Source organism: Cetobacterium sp. ZOR0034, assembly GCF_000799075.1.
In the GTDB taxonomy this organism is placed as follows: Bacteria; Fusobacteriota; Fusobacteriia; order Fusobacteriales; family Fusobacteriaceae; genus Cetobacterium_A.
In genome coordinates this window covers 13,617-37,381 of record NZ_JTLI01000048.1, presented here as the reverse complement: position 1 = coordinate 37,381, position 23,765 = coordinate 13,617, and the positions used below count along the sequence as shown (strand labels likewise).

The window sequence follows — 23,765 nt, the reverse complement described above, 5'->3', positions numbered from 1 at the left end:
AAAAGATACTTTCTTCATTAATTTGAAAAAAGTATCTTTCCTATTAAACTTTATTAGTTACTAGCTGAGTAGTTACCAGATATCTTTAAATATAAAAGAATATAAAAAATCCTAGCTTATCTTAAATAAACTAGGATTTTTTTAATTAGATATATCTTATAAGAATAACTCTCTAAGTTTTTGAGCAACTCCGTTCTCAGAGTTTGTTTTAATAACTTCATTATCAGGAAGAAGCGCTTTTAATCTAGGACTTCCGTTCCCCATAATAAATCCTCTTCCAACAGAAGACAACATTTCAAGGTCATTTAATCCATCTCCAAAAGCGATTGTATCTTTAATATCGATACCCTCTCTTTTTAAAACTTCCTCAATTGCACTTGCCTTTGAAACACCCTCTTTCATAATCTCTAAACAAGATCCTAAAGAAAGAGTTATATTAAATCCTTCTGTAAATTGTTCTCTAAGGTTTTTTTCTAAGTGAGAAATATGCTCTTCATTTTCACTTATAAAGAAAAACTTAGTTATATCTCTACCAACTAAATTCTCAAAAGAAGTTACAATGTGATGGAACCCAGATTCTTTATGGAATAATAATGCTTCCTCTAATGGAGATTCTACAAACCACTCTTCATCTAAGTATATATTTTTGTGTAATTCATCACTGTAATTATAATTTAATAAATCTTTTGCTAATTCTGCAGGTATATTGTGAGATATAATCTCATTATTTTCATAATCATGTACCTTAGCACCATTTGAAGTGATTAAAAAACTATCTAATCCAAGCATATCTTTAAATGTCATTGCATCGTTATGATGTCTCCCAGTAGCTATAATAAATTTAACTCCTGAGTCTACAACTTTTTTAATAGTCTTTTGTGTTTCTTCAGAAATAGTGTGATGCTCATTTAAAAGTGTACCGTCTAAGTCACATATAATTGCTTTGTATTTCATTATTTTTTGTTCTCCTCAATTTTTCTAGAAGTAGTACTTTGCTCCTACTCCAACTAAATATAAAACTCCATCTTCAACTATAGGTGAATCAGAAACCTCACTAGAGAATCTCTCTACACCTAAAAAGGCCATAAGTGCTACGTTATCAGTTAATCTATAATCTGCAGTAATATTTAATCCGATAGAGTAAGCAGCATTTGCTTTATAAGAACCTTTTATTTTAGAGTTTCTAGCAGCTTCTTCAGATGTTACACCGAAGTAATAATCTGTATATTCTCCATTATATCCTTTAACATGAACAGATGGAACAACTGTAAGTCTTTCATCTACCTTATAAGCTTTGAAAGCACTTATTTTTCCCTCTCCTCCATGTTCACCAACTTGTGCTGTAAGTCCTGTTCTTATTCCATAGAATCCAGTATCAGCATCTAATCTTAGTCCAAACATTGCTTGGAATTTTCTATCGTCTATATTGTTATAACCTGTTTTTAAATCCTCACCATCAACTGCAAATCCAGCTAAAGGATCTAAGAATAATGATGCCGCAAAAGCATCATCTTGATAAAACTGATATCCTACAGTAACACCTTTAACATAAAAGTCACCATAATTGATATCTAATAGTGGCATTGGATAAGCCTTATCTTCTGCACCTTTATACATACTATCAGATAATCCAATTCCAGCTCCAATTCCAAATTTATTTTCAGCAAATAGAGTTGCTGACATTGTTAATGCTAATAACCCCAATAATATTTTCTTCATATTAATCCTCCCTAAGTTACTTTTTAGCGTAACTTTTTTCCTCTCTTTTAACTTTTATAAAGTTGTATTTACCAGATACTTTTCTTTTAAAGTTGAAAAGGTTATTCGTTGGGAATATTCCTATTCTTCTAATTTCAAAAAGATCATCTGAGAAAGTAATGCTTCCTGAATCTGTTGCTACAGCAAATTCATATCCAGATTCTTGAGATATTTTCTTTACATCCTCATTTAAACTTCCATACGGATATGCAAATGATAATAATTTCTTTCCTATCATATTCTCTATATTGTTTTTAGATAGAATAATCTCTTTTTTAACCTCTTGGAGTGTTAGCTCTGCAAGTTTAGGATGAGTTGATGTATGACCTCCAAACTCTATACCATATTTTTGCATCTCTAATAACTCTTCGATATTCATAAGTGGAAATTCTTTTTCAGGATTGTTTTTATCATCTACATCCCACTTATTATATTTAAGTCCATCCAATATATATATAATACCTTTAAATTGATATTTTTTCAAGATAGGAAAAGCATTTTCATAGTTATCTTTATATCCGTCATCGAATGTTAACATAATCCACTTTTTATCTTTATCAAATCTTTGTTTATACTTATTGTTTAATAAATCTTCAAAAGTTATTGTTTCATACCCTTTACTTTTTAAATATTTCATCTGCTCGTCAAACTGTTTTACAGTTACATACGTCCCATGAACACCCTTTTCACTTTCATCTTTTATAACTCTGTGATACATAATAACAGGCATCTCATATTTGCTTTTTTTTACTATTTGTTGTTGATAAATTTTTTCTATTTTATGAACAATATTTTCAATAGAAAACTCTGATATAACTTTTTCTCTTAAAGTTGATAACTCTTCCTTACTTATATTAAAACCTTTATCTATTTCAGGAATTACATCCGTCCATCTAAATAGTGGTGTATGATTTAAAGAGATATCACCAAAATTGGATTTTAAAGCTGTCCCTAATCTATCGTTAGTTACTATTCCAACAGATTCAGCTTCTCCAATTGCTAAAACTGGAACTTCACAAAGAATAGCTTCAACAGCAACTCTTCCAGCACCTATAACAATTGATGACTCTCTTATTCTGTCAGATACATTATTTACATATCCTAAAAAATCTACATTTCCTGTAAACTTCTTAAATCTCTGAGGAATATCTTTTCCACCGATAACTTGGATTTTAAAATCCTTTCTTCTGTGTAAAATATCTAGAAGATTGTATGTTACATCCCCTTTTGGACCTGATAATCTTCCAATAATAGATATAATCTTTTCATTCTTTGTAGATTGAATCAAAGATTGCTTTTGATACTCTTTTGTATTAATCATATTTCTTAAAACAGTTATATTTTCAGGTTTTACTTTTAAGTCGTTAACAACATGATCTCTTATGTTTTCACAAACACTTAAAGAGTAATCTCCAAATGCCTTAACTATTTTTCTGCTAAGATGTACTGGTTGTCTTCCATGAATAGTTGTTACTAATGGAATTTTAGCGATTCTACAAGCTATTGCACAGCTCCAAGATGAAGCTCTTGAGTGTGCATGAACAACTTGAATATCATTTTCTTTTATAATTCTTAATAGTTTTCTAACTTGACTAACTCTGTGTATAAGTTTTCTTTTATTAAATTCTATTTTTTCATATTGTGCATTTGTTGGTTTTGTTAAAGTATCTGAAACTATATATACTTTATTCCCTCTCCTAATAAGCTCATCACTTAAAACCGTTCCGTACACCTCAGCACCAGTTACTTCTAACTGAGATAGTGCCATAAGTATATTCATTATTAAATCCTCCTACTACTTTAAATTTTCTGGATTTAATACTTCTAACTCTTCGATAACAAAGATTCCGTCTTTTCTAATTAAAACGTCATCAAACCAAATCTCTCCACCACCGAAGTCTGGTCTTTGAATTAGAACTAAATCCCAATGAACTGCTGATTTATTTCCATTGTCTGCAAGTTTATAAGCTTGTCCTGGTGTGAAGTGTATACTTCCAGCTATCTTTTCATCAAACAATGTATCTTTCATAGGTTTTAAAATATATGGGTTTACTCCTAAAGCAAATTCTCCGATATATCTAGCACCATTATCAGTATCTAAAATTTCATTTAGTCTCTCTGTATTATTAGCTGTAGCTTCAACAATTTTTCCATTTTCAAATTTGAAACAAACATTTTCAAAAGTTGTTCCTTGATAAACAGAAGGAGTGTTATAAGTTATAACTCCATTTACTGAATCAATTACAGGAGCTGAATAAACTTCTCCGTCTGGAATGTTTCTAAGTCCACAACATTTAACAGATGGAATATCTTTTATAGAGAACGATATATCTGTTCCTGGTCCTGTTATTCTAACTTTATCTGTTCTATCTAAAAGAGCAGTTAATGAATCCATCGCTTTGCTCATTTTTGAATAGTCTAAATTACAAACATTAAAATAGAAGTTTTCAAATGATTCTAATGATGTATTTGCTAATTGAGCCATAGAGTTATTTGGATATCTTAAAACAACCCACTTAGTATTGTTAACTCTTTCTCCTAAATGAACTGGTTTCATAAAGTAATCTGTATAAACTTTCATTCTACTTGATTCTATATCTGATAACTCAGATGCATTTTCTGCTGCTCTTATAGCAATGTAAGCATCCATGTCTTTCATTCTTTCTAATTCATATTTAGCCATTAATTCAGCTTGTGTTTGGTCCATACCTTTTAATAATTCTCTTGTTACACTTTGGTCTTTAATTGTTACAAAAGGATGTCCACCAACTGCATAAACCTCTTTTACAAGAGCTTTTACTAAGTCTTTCGTGTCTTCTCCAACTGTTTCTATTAAAACTTTTTCACCTTTTTGTACTCTACAAGAGTAAGTAACTAAATTCTTTGCAAGTATTTCAATTCTTTGATCCACGATAACCTCCATTTAATCACATATTTTATTCTATAATTATACACTGAATCTTTATAAATATACAGTTATATTTTAAAAAAAATGATATAATATGCTACAAACAGATTATATTGAGAGGTGGAATTTATGAAACTATTTTTTTCCCCAAGTAAAGGAATGAAATATAAAACATTTCAAAACTTAAAGCAATTTCAAAGTACATCACAAAATGAAAATTTAAAAATAAAAACCAATGAATTAGTAGGTGCATTAAAAGTATTTTCAAAAGATGATTTATCCAAAATTTTTAAAATAAAAGGTTCTCTTCTAGAAGAAACTTATAATCAATATCAGTTTTATTATGAACAAGAGGAGAGGGAAGCAATATCTCTTTATGATGGTGTAAGTTTTAAACAGATTGATTTGGAAAGTTTTTCAAATTCAGAATTTGATTATATCAAAAATAATGTTTTAATATTCTCAGCTTTATATGGAATCAATTTTGGTTCTAATCTTATAAGACCCTACAGATTAGATATGACGAATAAGATTTTAGAGATTTCCCCATACAGTTTCTGGAATGAGGTTATCGAGAATTTTCTTCTCACTTATAAAAATGAGATTTTTATAAACATAGCATCAAAAGAGTTTTCTAAAATTTTAAACCGAAAAATATTCAACGTTATAGATATTGAGTTTAGACAAATAGTTGATGAAAAGGTCAAAAATATAAGTACAGAAGCTAAAAAAGCTAGAGGTGCTATGTTAAATTATTTAATCGAAATTAAAGGTAATAATATATCTCAGATTAAATCTTTTAATCGATTGGGATATCAGTTTTCAGAAGAGGATTCAACTGAAAATGAATTCATATTTCTTAAAAAATAGGTTAGCTTATCTAACCTATTTTTTAGTTATATATTTTTAGTTCTAATGCTATTTCAGCTATTTCATTTTATTTCGTTTGTGTTTACATCATGAATTATATTATATAAAAAAGCATGTGTCAAGATAAAACGAAATAAAAAAAACGAAAGTTTACTTTCGTTTGATTTTACTTGATTATTTTTATTCCATTTTCAATTAATTTATCTTCAATATCACTTGGAATATTTTTATCGGTTATTATAGTCATTCCATCTTTTAACTTTGAAAAGTTGAAAATTGAATCTTGGAAAAACTTTTTACTTTGAGTTATTATAAAGCATTCCTGTCCCACTTGAAGAGCTGTATTTTTAAATTTTCCTTCATCTATTGTACAAGTACTAATTTGCATCTTATCTACATTTATTCCACCGATACCTATAAAAACCTTATTAGGGTTAAAACATTCTAGATTTTGTCGAGCCATCTCTCCTATAAAAGAATCTGTTCTCGAATCATAAACTCCCCCTAAAGAGATAATCTCAATTCCTTTATTTTCAGATAAGATTTTTTGTATCTCTAACATATTAGTTATAACTGTTATATTAATTTTTTTCTTTTGTAAAAGTGCAGCAACTAATATCGTAACTGTTGAATCATCTAAAAAGATAATATCTTTTTCTTTTATTAGGCTAATAACTTTTTCAGCAAGTTCTGTTTTCTCATCTAAATCCTCTTTAGCTATATCTTTTAGAACTATTTTATCCACAAGTTTTCTTTTTAAAATTGCCCCACCATGTGTTCTTGTCAATAGATTTTCCTCTTCCATGTTACAAAGATCTTTACGGATTATGACTTTACTTACAGAAAATAAATCGCTCAACTCATTTACACTTACTTTTTCTTTTTGCTTTAATATATTTAAAATTCTTTGTTTTCTTTCTTCAACAAACATTATTTTAGGCCTCCTAGTAACTATATTAACTGTTTAAATATATAAAAAATTATATCATAAAAAAGGTTTTTAAAAAAGAAAGTTAGAAATATAGCGTATAAAATTATAGATAATATAATACCTAATATATATTTCAAATGTATAAAGGAGGTGCTAGAAATGAAAAAGGTTGACATTATAATTGTCGGAGCTGGTCCGGGTGGATTAGCCGCTGGATTACTTCTTTCAAGTAAGGGGTACTCTGTTAAAGTTTTTGAAAAGAAACCATATGTAGGTGGAAGAAATTCATCTTTTAAATTAGGTGAATATACTTTTGATTTAGGCCCTACTTTTTTTCTAATGCCTCAGATGCTACAAGATATTTTTACTGAAGCTGGAGAGAGATTAGAAAATTATGTGAATTTAATTGAGATAAATCCAATGTATAGATTAAAATTTTATGGCTTGGATGACTTCAATCCATACTCTCATAATAAAAAGCTTTTGATGTATAGTGAAATGGAAAAGATATTTCCGTACAGTTCTAAAGACTATGATAGATATATCGAAAGAGAGGAAAAAAAGTTTGCTAAATTAGAATCTTGTTTAATGGTTCCATATCTCTCTCCTACAGATTACTTAAAATCTAATTTCTTAAAGGCCGTTCCATATTTAGATGCTTTTAAATCTTTACATGGTGTATTGGGTGGATACTTTAAAGAAGAGGAGCTTAAACTTTCGTTTACATTTCAAGCTAAATACTTAGGGATGTCTCCATGGGTTGCTCCAGGAACCTTTTCTATAATTTCATACTTGGAGCATAAGTATGGTGTCTATCATGTAGAGGGTGGATTAAATAGATTGTCAAAAGTTTTAAGAGAACTTATAGAAAAAAGAAAAGGAGAAGTTTATTTAGATTCCGGTGTTAAAAGGGTTTTATTCGAAGGTAAGAAAGCTATTGGAGTGGAACTTCAAAATGGAGATAGCTATATGGCTGACCACATAATATTAAATGCAGATTTTGCATCAGCTATGAAAAATCTTATACCAGAAAAGCTTAGAGATAAGTATTCAGATAAAGAACTGCAAAAGAAAAGATATTCGTGTTCCACATTTATGCTATATCTCGGTGTAAACAAGGTATATCGGAATATTCCACATCACAGTATTATTTTTGCTAAAGATTACAAGACAAATGTTGGAAAAATAAGTGAATATAAAAATATCGGAGGCGACTTTTCTTTTTATATACAAAATGCTTCCGTAACAGATGAAACTTTAGCACCAAAGGATAAATCTTCAGTTTATATTTTAGTTCCTGTAGCTAACAATAAATCTAATATCAATTGGGAATTAGAAAAAGATGATTTTGTTCAATTACTATTAGATAAAGTTGAAAAGATTGGAGAGTTCAGAGGAATACGAAATCATATTGAAGAATTGAAAGTTATTACTCCTTTAGATTGGGAAGAATATTATGATGTTTATAACGGAGCTGTTTTTAATCTTTCTCATGATTTAGGTCAGATGTTATGGCTAAGACCACATAATAAATTGGAGGGCTACGAAAATCTGTTTCTTGTAGGAGGGGGAACCCATCCTGGAAGTGGACTTCCTACAATTTATGCTTCAGCTAGAATTGTTGCAGATTTAATTGATAAAGAGGTTAAACAAATTTCAAAATAGAAAAAACCTCGAAGATTAAGTTAATCTTCGAGGTTTTTTCTATTTTATAACGCCATCACTAATCTCTATAACTCGATCACAAAGTGCTGCAATTTCAGAATTATGAGTTACAATTAAAAATGTAGTTTTATATTTTTTATTTATATCTCTTAAAAGATTATAGATTTGAGAACTAGTTTTAGAATCTAAATTTCCTGTGGGTTCATCTGCTAAAACTATTGCAGGTTTATTTATCAAAGCTCTTGCTATTGCAACTCTTTGTTGTTGTCCTCCTGATATATTTTGAGAATCTCTATAAGCAATATCTTCCAATTTCATATCTCTTAGAATCTCTAAAGCATTCTCCTTTTTATCATGCGAATCTTTACCACTATCTATCCAATTTGGAATAAGTATATTTTCAATAACATTGAATTGAGGAAGTAAAAAGTGAAATTGAAATATAAATCCAATATTTTTATTTCTAAATTGAGATCTCTTTTCAGAATTATAGTGAGATATATTTTCGCCGTTAAAATAGATATCTCCTTTAGATGGAGTATCCAAAGCACCTATTATATTTAAGAGAGTGCTTTTTCCGCTTCCACTTTGACCAATTATTCCTATGAACTCACCTTTCTCTATATTTAAATCTATATTTTTCAAAACATTATTTTTACCATCATAAGATTTGAAAACTTCGACTAATTTTAGAATCTCACTCACCTTTAATCACCTCTATTGGATTTAATTTCATAGATTTTCTACCTGGGATATATGCGGCAATCACTCCTGATATAGTGGAGAAAACTATAACTTTTAAAAGTTGTAAAAACTCAATCTCTATTTTGAAACTAGGTTTTGCTGTTATTTGGAAGATGTTTATTAGAACACTTCCAAATATGCAACCTAAAACAGCTCCTAAAAATCCAACAAAAACTCCTTGAAATAAAAATATGAATCCTATAGAAAAATCTGTTGCTCCAATAGCTTTTAATATTCCAATCTCTTTTGTTTTTTGAACAACGGTTATGTATAAAACACTGGCTATACTCAAAGTTGTTGAGAGTAAAATTACCGTTCTTATAACGGTTGTTGAAATTGTCTGAGATCTTAAAGCATTCAATAGTTGTTTTCCATCTTTCATCCAAGATGTTGCTTTTAAATCTGAAAAATTATTCTCTAAATCATATGCGATGATATCTCCTAAAAAAATATTGTTAAGTTGAATATTTATCTTATTTACATATCCCTTTTTTTGAAAAACTCTTTGAGCTTTTTGCATATCCATATATACCAATCCATTATTTGATACTGAATTTTCTAAATCAAATATTCCATTCACTATAAAGCGTTCTTTCTCTCCGTTTGGAAGAGTGATATTTAAAATATCGTTAGGAGAGAGATTATAATCTTCAGCTACTCTCTTTCCAATTAAAATTTTATTAGACTCAATTATATTTTTACCAGAATAAACTTTATCCTTTACTTTGAAAATTGAATCTCCTACTTCTAAATCAACACCACGTATTTGTAGTGCGATAGATTTCCCACCTCTTTCGTAAAGTGCATTACTCTCTAAAGTTGGAACTATATTTTTTATACTTTTATTTTTTTTTAAACTATTTATTATATTTTCGTAGTTAGCTATCCTATCTCTTTCAATTGAGAAATTTCCATAGTTATAAGTTTCGTTGCTTTTTTTAAGAGCGTTTCTGTTGTCACCATCTTCTACAACTATATGAGCTATATTTCCAAGAACTGTATCTATAATATTATTTTGAAGAGAGACAATTAATAATGAAATAAAAACTTGTACAGCAACTCCTGTTGCTATAGCTGTCAGTAAAAAAAGTGTTTGTCCTTTAGACTTCATTAAAAATTTATAAGCAATTTTAATTTCGTATCTCATAGTCTATCCTCTCACCAAATTCTATATTTTTATCTGGTTTTAAAAAAATTATCTCATCTTCTGAAAGAGTATTATTCTCTTTTAAAACTACTCCATCTAAAACATCAAATGTTTCAACTTCAATCTCTTCTGCTTTTCCTTTCCTTTCTCTCCATATAGATTTTTTTTCATTTTTCGAAACTATATAGTCTTTTGGAACTAGATAACTACTTTCTAAATTTTGACCATTAATCTCTACGTTCACACTGCTACCATATATAAATTTTTCAGAAGAATTTTCAAAATTTCCTTTAAGCTGAAGAACTCCTTTTTTCTCATTTACACTTTTTCCAACAAAATATATATTTCCAACTCCTGTTGTTTTTTCATTTCCAAAAGAATATATTGTAATTTTATCTCCAACTTTTACTTTTTCAGAATATTTTTCATCTAACTCTATCTCTATTATTTTAGATTCTAATGAAGAGATTAAAAAAAGTTCAGAGTATGGTGCGACAGTTTCTCCGATATCGACATATCGTTCTCTTATATATGAATCGTAAGGAGCAAAAATATAATATTTTTTTTCCTGTTCTTTTTCATATTTTAAATTCTCCTCTTTATTTTTTAAGTTTGCTAATACTATTTTTTTATTAGGACCACTCTTAGATGAGAATAAATCGTTCATAGCATTTTGAACTTTAATCTCCTTTTCAATTAAAGTATTACGCTTTGAATTTAGTTCTATTACATTTATATATTTATTTTCATAAAGCTTTGAATATTTCTCAAACTCACTTTTAGCATTCTCATATTCTATTTTAGAGTTTTTTAATAGGAGAGAGAGATTAGAGAGCACTATTGTTTCTGTATTTTCTAATTCAGCTTTTGCAGAGAGAAGCTCTGCTTCTTTTTGTTTAATTGATGCTTCGATATCCGCTGTTAAAAATTTTGCAATTAAATCACCTTTTTTTACAAAATCACCCTCTTTAAAAAATATTTTGTCTATTGTTCCATTTAATGAACTTGAAATGATTGAGTTTTCAATTCCACTAACTACTCCAGAGACAAGGATTTTCTCTGTATAATTTTCTTTTTTAATTTTTATAGCTTCCATTTTTTTAGGTTTTAATACGACATACGACACTACTACTCCACCTAGAAGAAAAAGGAGCGATAGAACTATTTTTTTGCTAACTTTCATAAGATACTCCTCTATTCAAATTTTTTTAAGAAAAATCCTCCTAATATAAGAGTAACTCTTTCATTAGGAGGATTTATTAACTAATCTTCTCTTTGCTCTTCTTTTTCTTTACACTCATCTTTTTTACAACAATTCAACTTTTGAAGTTTTTCCTTTGCTAAATCTTTTCCACCTATACCAAATGCCACTGCAAAAGCTATTGCTATTGCTCCGATAGTAAATCCAAATGCTAAGTTTATAATTTCGTTTGCAATTCCCATTTGTCCAAGTCCCATAGCGCCAACAAAAACTATTATTGCAACTTTAGCTACAAGTGCAATCTGATCTTTATTATCTAACGAGGTATTTCTTATTATTTTTGAAACATAGTTCGCAACTACAATTCCAATCGCAACAATCACAACTCCTAAGAAGATATCTCCTAAAAGAAGTGTCAATTTTAAACTTAAATCTTGAAGTGCTCCAAAGTTTAAAATTTCGATTGATTGAATAATTGCAAAATAAAGTATTAATATTTTTGATATTTTTCCAACTAGTTTTGAATAGTTATTTTCAATTGTTTTTAATCCAGCTTTTTCTAAATATGAATCAAATTTTAAACCAACTAGTAAATTTGTTATAATACTTTCTATTATTTTTCCAAAATATAAAGCGATAACTACTACTAAAGCTACACCAACTAAGTTAGGAACATAATTAAATAAAATGTGTAACATACTTATAACTGGTGAAATTATCAACTCTAATCCTAAATAGTTAAGTGAAGCTGAGAATACTGGTATTAAAATTAAGATGTAAACTATGTTAGATAAAATAGTTGAAAGCTTACCTTCGAATAAAACTTTTCCATCTATACTTAGTTTTTCATCTAAGTTAAACGAGTCTAAAACTCCCTTTAAAATATCTCTTAATTTTGAAGCTATAAACCATCCTACTATTAAAACTAAAGCCGCAGCTATCAAGCTAGGAATATAATTTAAAAACTTAGTTAACATATCTGTTATAGGAATAAGAATTCTATCTAATTTTAAAGCTGCTAAAACTCCTGGTAAAATTAATATAAATACCACTAAAGATATAATTTCACTGAATATTTTTGAAAGTGAAACTCCACTATCTTTTGAATTAATTTTTTCATCGACATTTAATTTTTTGAAGAACATCTCTGAGAACTTTTGAGCTAATTTAGCTAAAATGATTGCGATTATTAGAAGGACAACTCCTCCTAAAACATTTGGTATATATGAGAATATTGGATCTAGTAGATTTAATATTGGATTAACTAATCTGCTAAACCCTAATTTCTCCATTATTATTCCTATTATAAATATTACAAATATATAGTAAATAAATTTAAGAAGTGTCTTTATAGCATAAGTACTACTTCCACCCTCTTTTCCTGTTATTTCATGCTCTAAATTTGAAAATAGTTTTGTTTTTATAAAAAGGTGTTCTAATTTACTAACTACAACAGATGCGATAGCTAGTCCTACCAATAAAATAATGATTGATGCAATAATATTTAGTGTTACATTGTTAAGAATTAAAACTTTAAGCTCTTCCATGTTACCATCCTCCTATCTCTTCTAGTTTATTTATAATCAGGTAAACTATAAATATTGCTATAAAAAAAATCATTGATAACATCATATTCATCACTCCCTAATTAATTTATATGTTTTATTACGCCTCTTTTTTTACTTTTCTTTTTTTATTATTTATTTTTTTAAAATCTATATTTTTTTAAAATTAGTTGTGTTATTATAAAAATTGTTTTAAAGTATGATATAAATTATTGATTTTATAAAAAGGAGATAGATTTATGAATCTAAAGTTTTTTAAAAAATATTTTTTCTTTTTATTCTTATTATATTTGATTATCGGATGTTCTTCATTGGAGAGAAATTGGCAACCAACTCAAACTGCGATCAATAACTCTTTCAAATTACAAACAGGAGATATCATTATAAAAGATAAGCTTTTTTCAGATCCTCTCTCTTGGCTTGGACATAGTTCGGTTATGATTACAGATACTCACATTGGAGATTTTCCAATGCCAGGTAAGGATTATTATACAATTAGTGTCAACGCTTGGTTAAACGAACCTCTAAGGGAAGTTATCGTTCTTAGATATAAAGGCTTTGATGAAACTTTTAAGACCCAATTTTTAAAGAATATTGAAATATATGGTTCTGGAAAATATCGTCTATCGTTATTCAAAGAAAAAGAGCGTGATTTTTATTGCTCTAAATTTGTTTGGTTTTTATTTTATAAAACAGCAAAAGATTTAGGCTATGAACTGAATTTAGATTCTGATAACGGTATTATTATTTTTCCATATGATTTTATAAACTCACCACATTTAACTCAAATAATTCTATAGCTCATTTTAAATTATTGACCTCTTATTTTAAAAAGTGTATAATTGAAGTAGTTTTAATAAATAAAAGGAGAAATGATGGATAGGCAAGTCACAATTGAGTCAGTTAAATTAGTTGAACAACTTAAAAAAATATTCCCTAAAGATGGATACCATCTTATCAGCTTACAAGAAAAGTTTTATGTATGGGAAAAAAATATGGATATATCAAAAGAAAAACCTATAGAGCAGCATGATACTGGAATCAGAGGAAGGGATTTACTTAATAATACTGAAAGGAGTTTTTTTGAAAATCTTTATGGGAATATAAAACCTGAGATGCTTATAAACTTCAATTTAAAACCAAAATTTATTGAAAACAACGACGAATTACTAACTAAAACACTTATTTTAGGTGAAGATTTTATAAACAATAAAAGACAAAGAGTTTTAAAATTTACTTTTTTAAACTTTAGAGAGTTAGATTCAGATGAACTAAAAGAAAAAAAACTTTCTGAAGAGGAATTTATAAACTCATTATTGAATAGTTTTCATCCAACTCAGATAGAGGATGATGAAGATGATGGCCCTGGATACTACTTCTTTGAGTCCGAAAAAATAGTAATTCCTGGATTAATTATTTTAATTATTTCTATACTTTATATGGTATAAAAATAAAAGGAATTAATTTAATTTATCGTATATACGTTTTGAAATCTATTTAAAATTATCTTGGAGGTTCATTATGTATTACAGAGAATATTTTTTCTATCTTAAAGAAAGACTACCAGAAAAATGTTATGAGGTCCTTAAAGAGTGTTATAAAACACAAAAAAATGATATTGAAGAAAACTTTAAAAAACTACATAACAGTAACAAACAAATTGAATTTACTGATATTCTTCTTCCTATAAAAGAACAATTTTATCATATGGAATATGAGATTCTTTTAAGAGAAGAACTTATCACAAAAGATAGTTCACGAGAAAATCGTTATAAATTGGATCGTTTTGGGATATACCTATTGCACTATTTAAATAATTGATTAGGCAGCAAATATAAAATTAATATAAATATGGAGGAAATAATGAAAGATGCAATGAGTTTTGCAGATACCCTTTATCTTTTAATGGAAGATTTTGAATACACTATTATGGAGCTAGAAGATGATATTTTTTCACTTTTACGTGATGAGTTTCAACTAACACTGAACGAAGAGAATAAAAACTGTTATTTCATTTTAGAAAGTCCTAATCTAAGTCAAAATATTAAATTGTCTGTTGAAAGAGCTGAATATGATGGCGAGGAGTTCTTTCTTGTATCTTCTGTAAAAGTAGCTTAAAAAATATCAAGAGTAGATTTTATATCTACTCTTTTTTATTGTTATTTTTTTGATTTTTAAGTTCATTTTTTGTGCATATACCTTTTAAAAAAATTCTATTTAAAAACATATTTGACTTTTGTATTCTTTTATAGTACTATATCTTTGAAACCGAATTTGATTGAATAGATCTATATACCCCCCAAAATCTATTTTAATCTTTTTATTTTTAACACTCCCCCGTGTTAATAAAAACTCCTTTTCCCCAAAAGGAGTTTTTTTATTTCACATGATTTATTTTTTTTTAAAGGAAATAGAATTATTTTAAGAATAATACTTTCGAGCTTTAAAATATATAGGAGGGATTTATATGAAAAAAATAGTTTTAGGACTTACAATTCTTTTATCACTAACATCACTAGCTAACTCTAAAGAAGATATGATTGAAATGGGACTTATGAGCAGATTTCCTATTTTAACAGATGATACTACAACAGTTAATGTTCATGAATTCGATGTAGACTTAGATCATGAAAAAATAGAGATTAAACTTGAACTTAAAGGTGTTGGAAGAAAAGAGGAGTTTGAAAAAATAGATAAAACTAAACTTGAAGCTATTATGTCGGATATGGCTAAATATGCTCAAAATGAATCTGGTAAAAACCTACCTGTTCATATCGAAGTAGAAGTTGACAGAGATATGATTCCTGATGAAACTTTATACAAAAAAACTTTTTAATATAAAAACAAAATAATAAAAATCAAAAACTAAAAAGGCACCTTTAAATGTTAAACATTAAAGCTGCCTTTTTTTAAAATCTAATACCCCCGTATTTATGTATAATATATCATAAACATTAGTTAATTTCAAGTTTTTTTGTTCAATTTTTGTAGTTTTTCATTCAAAATCATCTATTAAGAAGTTTTTCTTTACTCTATCTGATATCTGATCAAAATATACCGAACGATCAATATAACAATCTATAAAATCTTCATTCAAAATATTATAACTTTCTAATCCCTCTAACAGATCAGAACGATTTATTATTAATCTTCCACTAAATATCTCATTTATATAATTCTTTATATCTTTTGCTGAAAAAATAGAGATATAACTGTCAAAAAAAAGATGCAATCTATTTTTTGTATAATTTTCATAAACTTCTAGTACCTCAACATGATCTTTCATATAGTTTATATTATCAACATATCTTCTAAACTCATCAACTGGTATCACAGATCCAGAAATATAAAATATACTGTCTATATAAACCAGGTACGGCTGTATTTTATGAACTGTTTTTATTCTTTCGTCTGTTAATTTCACTATCATCTCATCCTCCTTTTAATCCCGTATCCGTTATTTTATTATACTGAAATAAAGCAGTTTTTCTTTTCTTATAAATTTAATTTTTATAAAAAAAAGCAATAGCTAATTATGCTATTGCTCTTTTCCTATCCAATTAAAGGTTGGTAAACATTTAAAAGTTTTTCACCTAAAAATCTTTCTCCAACTTTTCTAAACATCTCGATATCTCCGCTTACAAAATAATCTATTCCTATTTTATCTTTTTTAATTTTCTTAAATCCTGTTCTCAGTGCTAATTTATTTAATTCAAATAGAACTTGCATTGCAGTTTCTTCTGCTGGATCAATAATTTTTTTATTTCCAATCAGCTTTTCAATATCCTCCCTTATCAAAGGATAATGAGTACAACCTAAAACCAATGTATCTATATCATTCGGTAATTGTTCTATATAACTTTTTAAAAGCTCTGTATTCCGTTCTGAACTTTCCCATCCTCTTTCTATCATAGGACAAAGAAGTTCACACCCTTTCTGAAAAACCTCATATTTCGAATTTATTGTTTTTATCGCCTTTTCGTAAACTCTACTTTTAGCAGTTAGAGGTGTTGATAAAACACCAATTTTTCTATTTTTACTTTCCTTTATCGCTATTGCAGCTCCAGGTTGTACAACTCCTATTATGGGCACACTTGTAAATCTTTCTCTTAAAGTATCTAGTGCTGCAGCTGTTGCAGTGTTACAAGCTATTACTATGATATCAACTCTATTATCAATTAAAAACTCCCCAATTTCTAAACATAGCTTTTGTATCTCCTCAACACTTTTACTTCCATAAGGTGAATTTAAACTGTCGCCATAATATATTATATCTGCAAAATCTATTTTTTCTTTGATTTTTTTTAAAACGCTCAACCCTCCAACTCCAGAATCAAAAACACCTATTTTCATTCTACCCCTCCATAAACGCTATTTTATTTTCCAAAAATATTTATAAAAATTGTGATTAAAGAAGCATTTGTGAAGTCAATAAATAAAGCTCCAACTAGCGGTAATACAAAGAATGCCGTTGGTGATGGCCCATTAGCCGCTGTAAATGATTCCATATTAGCCATTGCATTTGGAGTTGCTCCCATTCCAAAACCACAATGTCCAGATGACATAACCGCTGCATCGTAATCTTTACCCATTATTCTAAATGTAACAAAATATGCATAAAGTGCCATTATTGCAGTTTGAACTAAAAGTATTACTATTAATGGAACTGCTAATGCAGCTAATTCCCATAATTTCATTGACATCAATGCCATAGCTAAGAATAACTGTAAAGAGATGTTTCCTACCACACTTATAGTGTGTAAAGGAAGTTCAGTATCCTTTGTATCTACAACATTTCTTATTATTGCTGCCACTAACATCGGACCAATATATGCCGGTAAAACCACTCCAACTTTTTTTGCTAAAGGAATTAGTAATCCACCTATCCCCATAGATATAACTATATAAACAATAGCGTGAAAAAGTTTATCCTCTGTTATCTCCTCTTTTAAAACTTCTTTCGAATTATCTTCAGGAATTAAAAACTCCTCCTCTTTATGTCCAACTAAACCATAACGTTGCATCAATTTTTTTGCAACTGGTCCACCTATCATGCATCCTGCAACAAGTCCAAACGTTGCTGAGGCTATTGCAACTGACATAGCTCCTGTTGCCCCTGCAGCTTCTAAAACAGGTCCAAAAGCTCCTGAAGTTCCATGTCCTCCTGTTAAAGGAACAGATCCTGCAGCTATTCCTAAAAGAGGATTAAGTCCAAAGAATTTTGCTAAGCTTACTCCTACTAAGTTTTGAATTATTACTAAAATACTCGCTACACATAAAAATATAAATACTTGAATTCCACCTTTTTTAAGTAATTTTAAACTAGCTAAGAAACCTATTGTAGTAAAAAATGCAATCATCAGTAAATCTTTTAAAGAGCCGTCAAAAGAAAATGAAAATACTCCAGAACTTCTACCAATTAATGTAAATATTGAAAATATCACACCACCAATTACCGGAGCTGGAATAAAGAATTTTTCAAAGAAATAAACTTTCTTTTTTATCCATCTTCCCACTAATAGTAAAACCACTGCTGTTGCTAATGTTTCTGCCATATTAAATTGATACTCTAACATAAAATCCCTCCTTCATATTTTATATATATCAGTTGTGACAAGTATACTTCCAAAAAAACATATTTTCAAATATATAAATAATATATCATACATTAATAAAGTATATACAAATTAGATAAACTCTCTCTAATTAAGATGTCCATAATTTTAATATTATTAAAGGAGATTTTTATTTTTTTTAGAATATATAAATTAGATAATATTTTACATTAAATTTTAGGAGGTTATCTCTATGCTTAGTTTTGACAAAAAAATTTTTCTTTATCTTTTAATCACTGGAATTTTATTTAGTTTAGTTGGTATTTTTGGTATTTTCACCCCAACTATTTTTTCCGTTTATATCATTGATATCTTAGCTGCTTTTTTCTTTGTAAGTGGTATAAAAAACTTCACAAAAGGATTTCAATTTAGAAAAGTTCCTAATTTTCATTGGGGGCTATATATTTTTGTAGGTGTATTAGAAGTTATAATCTCAATCTCTTTGTTTAGTCAGCCTTTTTTAAGTCAACTTTATATGATTATATACGCTGGAATATTTATGATTTTCAAAGGTATATTCATTTTTATAAATACTATTATAAATAGAAAAACTTTTCCTGATTCGGTTAAGTTTAGTTTAAACCCAGGAATAACAGATATACTCTTTGGAATTTTATTAGTTGGATTGCCATTTTTCTCTCAAAGATTTATATCTCTTTGTGTTGCATGGTATATACTGTTCAGCGGAGCAAATTTAATTCTATCCGCATTTTACTTTAAACGTTCATAAATAAAAATAAGAGAGCGTTTTCTCATTCAAATGAAATACGCTCTCTTTTTATTTACTTATACATTACTTTTTACTAGAATAGTTTTTCTGACTCCATCAATTTCTAAAATTTTTCCAAATTCTAAAGTTAACATTGGTGTACAGTGTCCTGATTCTAAATTAGAGATCACTGGTTTATCAAACTTTTCAAAATGACTATCAAAAACATCTTTCAGTGACATATCATTATCCGCTGATTTTTCACAATTAGCAAAATCTCCTAAGATGACTCCTGATATTTTTTCAAATACTCCGAAATTTTTCAACTGCCATAACATTCTATCTATTTTGTATGTTGATTCTCCTATATCTTCTAAAAATAGGATTTTTCCAGTATAATCATAATCGAACTCTGTTCCTAAGCTAGAAACTAGAACTGCTAAGTTCCCTCCTATAAGTTCTCCTTTAGAAGATAAGCTATTGTAAAATTTCAACTCTTTCGAGAAATTTTCCAAATGATAATCCTCATTCTTTTCCATAACCTTCAAAAAATGATTCAAAGTTTCCTCATCATAATCCCCTGAAAAATTGCTTGCAGCCATTGGTCCGTGATAAGTTTTTAAATTACACTTTTTAGAAAAAGCCATATGCATAGATGTTATATCACTATAACCGATAAAAGGTTTTGGATTCTTTTTTATCAACTCATAATCTAAGTGATTAAGAAGTCTAATTCCACCATAACCACCTCTAACGCACATTATTGTATCCACTTCGTCATCTCTAAAAAACTCATTTATATCATTTGCTCTCTCAAGGTCTGTTCCTGCAAAAGAATACCAACTTTTATCAGCATTTTTAGCTAGTTTAACGTTAAATCCAAATTTCTCTAAATTTTCTACTGCACTCTTTAACTTTTCTAGGTCAACACTATTTGCAGGTGATACTAACCCTATAGTATCACCTTTTTTCAACTTTTTCATTCTCTCACCTAACTAAACATTAGGTTACAAATCCAAACTGCCGCCAATATACCAGCTACGTCTGCTAGTAAACCAGCTACAACAGCATGTCTTGTTTTTCTGATACTTACAGCTCCAAAATAAACAGCCAAAACATAGAAAGTTGTTTCTGTCGATCCCATCATAACAGAAGCTATTCTTCCTGCTAAAGAATCTGGACCATGAGTTATAAATATATCATTTAATATTCCTGTTGATCCTCCACCAGAAAGTGGTCTCATTATTGCCATTGGCAGTACTTCTCCAGGCATTCCTATAAACTCTAGAACTGGGTTTATCGCTGTTATTATTACATCAATCGCTCCAGAACTTCTAAACACACCTATTCCAACTAACATTGCAACTAAGAACGGTATTATTCTTATAGCAGTTGTAAATCCCTCTTTTGCTCCTTCACAAAATACTTCATAGACCTTTACTTTCTTTACAAAATAAGCATAAGATAAAATAAATAAAATTATTGCTGGAATTGCATATAGCGATATCTTCTCCATTATAATTGTAAACATTATTTATCCCCTCCTGTTATATCCTTTGAAAGTTTTTCTCTTTTGAATGCTGGCAATTTTTGTAAAGCTTTACACGATACTACTGCTACAACAGTTGAGATAACTGTTGCTATTATCGTTGGTGCTATTATCTCAGTTACATTTGCTGAGTTTGCTGCTGCTCTATAAGCTATTACACTTGATGAGATTAAAGTTACTGACGATGTATTTATAGCTAAGAATAAAACCATTGCATCCGTAGCTTCATCTTTATTGTCATTCAACTCTTGTAACTCTTGCATAGCCTTGATTCCTAAAGGAGTTGCGGCATTTCCTAATCCAAAGAAGTTTGCAGCTACGTTTGCAACGATACTTCCAACTGCTGGATGATCCTCTGGTATTTCAGGAAATAATCTTTTCATAATAGGTTTCAATCCTTTTCCTAAAGCTTTTACAAGCCCAGCTTCTTCGGCTACTTTCATAAGTCCTAGCCAGAAAGACATTATTCCAACTAAACCTATCGCTATTTCCACAGCTGTTTTTGATGATGATATTACTGAGTCTGTTACTGCTTGAACATTCCCTGTAAACATAGATATTGCAATTCCAATCACTATAAGTCCTAACCATATTGCATTTATCATATTTTCCCTCCCTATTCTTTTTCTGTAATTTTATTTGATATGTAAAACAAGGCAACAACTATTATTATATTTACAGATGATAGCGCTGCACCTTCTAGAAGTTTCTTATCTGAAAAAAGTGAGTAGTTAACTAATGCCAGGGTTGGAAAATCTCTTCCTAGCTGCATTGAGTAAGATATTGTGAACTCTCCTAGAATAATTGCAAATATCTGTAAATATGTTCCTAAAAAAACATTTTTTAATATAGGACACTCTATTAATAAAAAAGTTTTTAAAGGTGAAAGTCTATCTATCTTAGCTAAATCTAAGATATCTTTTGGAAACTCCCTCACATATTGATACATAAATGAATATGCTATCGGAACTGTGATTAGGAAATATCCAACTATTAAAAGTATCCATAACTTTATATCATAAAGTATATTTATATATATTAAAGCTATTCCTAAAAATGCACTCGAAAATCCCATTGTAGAGAAAACAACCGCACTTGTCATTTTCGTAAAATTTTTTAGAAGTAGATATGTAAATATAATTACAAATATCGGTGTTATAGATGCTAATATGAGTGAGTTTCTAATTCCTTCGAGAACAGGATATGAGCTATTAAAACTCTGATTGAAAAGTCTAATAAAGCCATCTAAAGAAAACTTTCCAATGTAATAGTTATAAAAACCATAAAATATCCCTATTAAAACTACTGCCGATTCTATTAGAAAATATAAAATCGAATATAAAAACACCCACGAAGAAATCTCTTTTTGACGAAACTCTCCCTCTAATTCGTATGGTGAATAAAGTTCTCCTAAGAGGTTTATTGCTATTAAAAATAAAAACTGAAATGCACCTAATATTAATGCTTTTGTGAAGTTAGCATCTCTTAAAAGTGTATTTGCTATCTCAACTTCAAAATTAGAATAACGTATTCCACCTAAAGCTAAAACGACACCAAAAGATGCAAACGTGTATATAAATACTAAAAACATTCCTCTGAAAACCTGAGGGAAGATAAGTGGTAATTTAATTTTAAAGAAAACTCCAATCTCATTTAATCCATCTATTTTACCAGCCTCTACAATATTTTTTGGAATATTTCTCATCCCTTGACTCAAGTACTTTATCATAATAGGACTATTGTAAAATACATTTGCAAGTATAATAGCCTTTAAACTGTAAAGAATATTAAAATCTTTTAAAAATGGTAGATTAAATATAAGTGTAAACGCAACTACTGTAGAGATTGTTGGAAAGAAAAATGGTATAAATATAAGCCCCTCTAAAAGTTTTGTAAGAGTATTCCTCTTATAACTCATATAGTAAGCTGGCACTAAAGCAACTATTGTTGAGAAAAATACAGAAACTCCTCCTTGAAGGAGTGAGATTTTGAAAAGTTTAAAATACTCAAAGTAATCTAAATTTTTAATCTCACTCACTTGAAAGAAATCTCTAACAAAAAAAATTAAAGGTGTCACCCATAGAACAAGATAGATATAGCTATAGGTTCTATTTTTTTTCATTATTTTTTTAATACCTCAATCAATTGTTTTTTCCAATTTTCCATATTTTGAGCAACATATTCTGGATCTATCTTTACTATTTTATCTGTCGTCGGAACAAGTTTATAATCCTCTGGTAATTTATAATCTATAACTGGGAACATATAGTTCTTTTCTAAAGCTAATTTCTGGAATTCAGGTTCTAGTATGAAATCTAAGAATTTTTGTGAAGATTCCTTCACATTTTTCTTATTTACTAAAGCTGCTCCCTCTAAATATACATATCCTCCCTCTTCTGGAATATAACTCTTATATTTTTCTCCATTCCCATCTTGATAGAAATAAAGTGAACTTGAAGCATAACCACTCATGATAGCTCCCTCTCCAACTGAGAACTTAGCAAAAGAATCTGACCACCCAGATGAAACTGTTAAAATAGCTGGTTTTAAATCCTCCCAGAATTTTAACCAATTCTCTCCATAAACAGCTATTGTCCATAACATAAATCCTTCTCCAGTAAAGCTTCTAGGATCTTGAACTAAAAGCTCTTTAGAATATGTTTTTAACTCTTCAAATGTTTTCAAATCTCTGTTCAATTTCTCGTAGTTATAGTTTAAAGCTAACATTCCATAATCTATCGGAGTAACTGACCACTCACTATCAATTATAAAATCTTTATTAACTATATTTGAAGCTGTTGTAGGCTTATAATTTTTTATAAGTAACTCTTTCTTAGCTTCTAAATAGTTTATATCTGTTAGACCAACAACTATATCTGCCTTAGGATTTCTTTTCTCTAACTTCATTCTTGGAATTAAACCATCTATAGGAATAAATTTGATATCTACTCCTGTTTTCTCTTTAAAAATTGTACCCGCTGAACTTTCTATCCACTTCATCGATTCCGGTCCATATACCACTATCTCTTCTCCAAACGATACTAAACTCATAAAAAATAATCCTGTTAATACTGACTTTTTCACTTCGTCCCCCTTCTCATTT

At 28.8% G+C, this 23,765-nt stretch carries 25 protein-coding genes; 8 read left to right on the top strand and 17 right to left on the bottom strand.

What is annotated here, in order from left to right; translation table 11 throughout:
- Positions 1–156 precede the first annotated feature (156 nt).
- From L992_RS09435 to L992_RS09420, 4 genes are read right to left on the bottom strand one after another with little or no spacing between them, the layout of a single operon-like run.
- Positions 157–954, bottom strand: a complete 798-nt coding sequence (locus L992_RS09435; protein ID WP_047395825.1) for a Cof-type HAD-IIB family hydrolase — start codon at positions 952–954, stop codon at positions 157–159.
- Positions 955–978: 24 nt separating this feature from the next.
- Complete coding sequence (locus tag L992_RS09430) at positions 979–1,719, bottom strand: MipA/OmpV family protein (RefSeq protein ID WP_047383460.1); 741 nt, start codon at positions 1,717–1,719, stop codon at positions 979–981.
- A 16-nt stretch (positions 1,720–1,735) separates the two neighbouring features.
- Positions 1,736–3,538 carry a polysaccharide deacetylase family protein gene (locus L992_RS09425; RefSeq protein WP_047395823.1) on the bottom strand — a complete coding sequence of 601 codons (1,803 nt, stop codon included), beginning with the start codon at positions 3,536–3,538 and terminating at the stop codon, positions 1,736–1,738.
- 15 nt (positions 3,539–3,553) lie between these two features.
- Positions 3,554–4,669, bottom strand: a complete 1,116-nt coding sequence (locus tag L992_RS09420; RefSeq protein WP_081982828.1) for an aminopeptidase — start codon at positions 4,667–4,669, stop codon at positions 3,554–3,556.
- A gap of 126 nt (positions 4,670–4,795) precedes the next feature.
- Between L992_RS09420 and L992_RS09415 the strand changes: the two genes are divergently transcribed.
- On the top strand, positions 4,796–5,536 hold the full coding sequence (locus tag L992_RS09415) for a YaaA family protein (RefSeq protein WP_047395816.1): 741 nt from the start codon (positions 4,796–4,798) through the stop codon (positions 5,534–5,536).
- A gap of 166 nt (positions 5,537–5,702) precedes the next feature.
- On the opposite strand, the gene L992_RS09410 is transcribed toward L992_RS09415, so the two are convergent.
- On the bottom strand, positions 5,703–6,467 hold the full coding sequence (locus tag L992_RS09410) for a DeoR/GlpR family DNA-binding transcription regulator (RefSeq protein WP_047383466.1): 765 nt from the start codon (positions 6,465–6,467) through the stop codon (positions 5,703–5,705).
- A gap of 159 nt (positions 6,468–6,626) precedes the next feature.
- Between L992_RS09410 and L992_RS09405 the strand changes: the two genes are divergently transcribed.
- Complete coding sequence (locus L992_RS09405) at positions 6,627–8,132, top strand: NAD(P)/FAD-dependent oxidoreductase (RefSeq protein ID WP_047395814.1); 1,506 nt, start codon at positions 6,627–6,629, stop codon at positions 8,130–8,132.
- Positions 8,133–8,171: 39 nt separating this feature from the next.
- On the opposite strand, the gene L992_RS09400 is transcribed toward L992_RS09405, so the two are convergent.
- The 4 genes from L992_RS09400 to L992_RS09385 all read right to left on the bottom strand — a co-directional run bounded on the left by L992_RS09400 (position 8,172) and on the right by L992_RS09385 (position 12,771).
- The gene (locus L992_RS09400) at positions 8,172–8,837 is read right to left on the bottom strand and encodes an ABC transporter ATP-binding protein (RefSeq protein ID WP_047383470.1); all 666 of its coding nucleotides are present in this window, start codon (positions 8,835–8,837) and stop codon (positions 8,172–8,174) included.
- Positions 8,830–10,023, bottom strand: a complete 1,194-nt coding sequence (locus L992_RS09395) for an FtsX-like permease family protein (protein ID WP_047395811.1) — start codon at positions 10,021–10,023, stop codon at positions 8,830–8,832. Before L992_RS09395 ends, L992_RS09400 begins: the two co-directional genes overlap by 8 nt.
- Positions 10,007–11,206 carry an efflux RND transporter periplasmic adaptor subunit gene (locus tag L992_RS09390; protein ID WP_047383474.1) on the bottom strand — a complete coding sequence of 400 codons (1,200 nt, stop codon included), beginning with the start codon at positions 11,204–11,206 and terminating at the stop codon, positions 10,007–10,009. Before L992_RS09390 ends, L992_RS09395 begins: the two co-directional genes overlap by 17 nt.
- Positions 11,207–11,286: 80 nt before the next feature.
- Complete coding sequence (locus tag L992_RS09385; protein ID WP_047383476.1) at positions 11,287–12,771, bottom strand: mechanosensitive ion channel; 1,485 nt, start codon at positions 12,769–12,771, stop codon at positions 11,287–11,289.
- 257 nt (positions 12,772–13,028) lie between these two features.
- On the opposite strand from L992_RS09385, the gene L992_RS09380 reads away from it, so the two are divergent.
- From L992_RS09380 to L992_RS09360, 5 genes are all read left to right on the top strand, one after another.
- The gene (locus tag L992_RS09380) at positions 13,029–13,589 is read left to right on the top strand and encodes a hypothetical protein (RefSeq protein ID WP_052191775.1); all 561 of its coding nucleotides are present in this window, start codon (positions 13,029–13,031) and stop codon (positions 13,587–13,589) included.
- A gap of 75 nt (positions 13,590–13,664) precedes the next feature.
- Positions 13,665–14,237: a hypothetical protein gene (locus L992_RS09375; protein WP_047383478.1), complete on the top strand. Its 573-nt coding sequence runs from the start codon at positions 13,665–13,667 to the stop codon at positions 14,235–14,237.
- Positions 14,238–14,310: 73 nt separating this feature from the next.
- On the top strand, positions 14,311–14,610 hold the full coding sequence (locus L992_RS09370; RefSeq protein ID WP_047383481.1) for a hypothetical protein: 300 nt from the start codon (positions 14,311–14,313) through the stop codon (positions 14,608–14,610).
- Positions 14,611–14,652: 42 nt separating this feature from the next.
- The gene (locus L992_RS09365) at positions 14,653–14,907 is read left to right on the top strand and encodes a hypothetical protein (RefSeq protein ID WP_047383483.1); all 255 of its coding nucleotides are present in this window, start codon (positions 14,653–14,655) and stop codon (positions 14,905–14,907) included.
- Between the two features lie 349 nt (positions 14,908–15,256).
- Entirely contained in the window at positions 15,257–15,625 is a 369-nt protein-coding gene (locus L992_RS09360; RefSeq protein ID WP_047383484.1) for a hypothetical protein, read from the top strand.
- A 159-nt stretch (positions 15,626–15,784) separates the two neighbouring features.
- On the opposite strand, the gene L992_RS09355 is transcribed toward L992_RS09360, so the two are convergent.
- The 3 genes from L992_RS09355 to gltS all read right to left on the bottom strand — a co-directional run bounded on the left by L992_RS09355 (position 15,785) and on the right by gltS (position 18,365).
- The gene (locus tag L992_RS09355; protein ID WP_047383487.1) at positions 15,785–16,219 is read right to left on the bottom strand and encodes a hypothetical protein; all 435 of its coding nucleotides are present in this window, start codon (positions 16,217–16,219) and stop codon (positions 15,785–15,787) included.
- Positions 16,220–16,341: 122 nt separating this feature from the next.
- Positions 16,342–17,142, bottom strand: coding sequence for a glutamate racemase (gene murI / locus L992_RS09350; RefSeq protein ID WP_047395809.1), 801 nt, complete (start codon positions 17,140–17,142; stop codon positions 16,342–16,344).
- 23 nt (positions 17,143–17,165) lie between these two features.
- Positions 17,166–18,365, bottom strand: coding sequence for a sodium/glutamate symporter (gene gltS / locus L992_RS09345; RefSeq protein WP_047383490.1), 1,200 nt, complete (start codon positions 18,363–18,365; stop codon positions 17,166–17,168).
- Between the two features lie 232 nt (positions 18,366–18,597).
- Between gltS and L992_RS09340 the strand changes: the two genes are divergently transcribed.
- On the top strand, positions 18,598–19,134 hold the full coding sequence (locus L992_RS09340) for an HdeD family acid-resistance protein (RefSeq protein WP_047383492.1): 537 nt from the start codon (positions 18,598–18,600) through the stop codon (positions 19,132–19,134).
- A gap of 56 nt (positions 19,135–19,190) precedes the next feature.
- Here L992_RS09340 and L992_RS09335 read toward each other — a convergent pair whose 3' ends face one another.
- The 5 genes from L992_RS09335 to L992_RS09315 are packed head-to-tail and all read right to left on the bottom strand — an operon-like array spanning position 19,191 to position 23,746.
- The gene (locus L992_RS09335) at positions 19,191–20,096 is read right to left on the bottom strand and encodes an LD-carboxypeptidase (RefSeq protein ID WP_047395807.1); all 906 of its coding nucleotides are present in this window, start codon (positions 20,094–20,096) and stop codon (positions 19,191–19,193) included.
- 8 nt (positions 20,097–20,104) lie between these two features.
- Entirely contained in the window at positions 20,105–20,644 is a 540-nt protein-coding gene (locus tag L992_RS09330; RefSeq protein ID WP_047383496.1) for a spore maturation protein, read from the bottom strand.
- Positions 20,644–21,267 (bottom strand): nucleoside recognition domain-containing protein, encoded by a 624-nt coding sequence (locus L992_RS09325; protein ID WP_047383498.1) that lies wholly within the window; start codon positions 21,265–21,267, stop codon positions 20,644–20,646. Before L992_RS09325 ends, L992_RS09330 begins: the two co-directional genes overlap by 1 nt.
- Before the next feature lie 11 nt (positions 21,268–21,278).
- Complete coding sequence (locus L992_RS09320; protein WP_047395804.1) at positions 21,279–22,784, bottom strand: iron ABC transporter permease; 1,506 nt, start codon at positions 22,782–22,784, stop codon at positions 21,279–21,281.
- Entirely contained in the window at positions 22,784–23,746 is a 963-nt protein-coding gene (locus L992_RS09315) for a thiamine ABC transporter substrate-binding protein (protein ID WP_047395802.1), read from the bottom strand. The genes L992_RS09320 and L992_RS09315 overlap by 1 nt, the downstream gene beginning before the upstream one ends.
- Positions 23,747–23,765 lie beyond the last annotated feature (19 nt).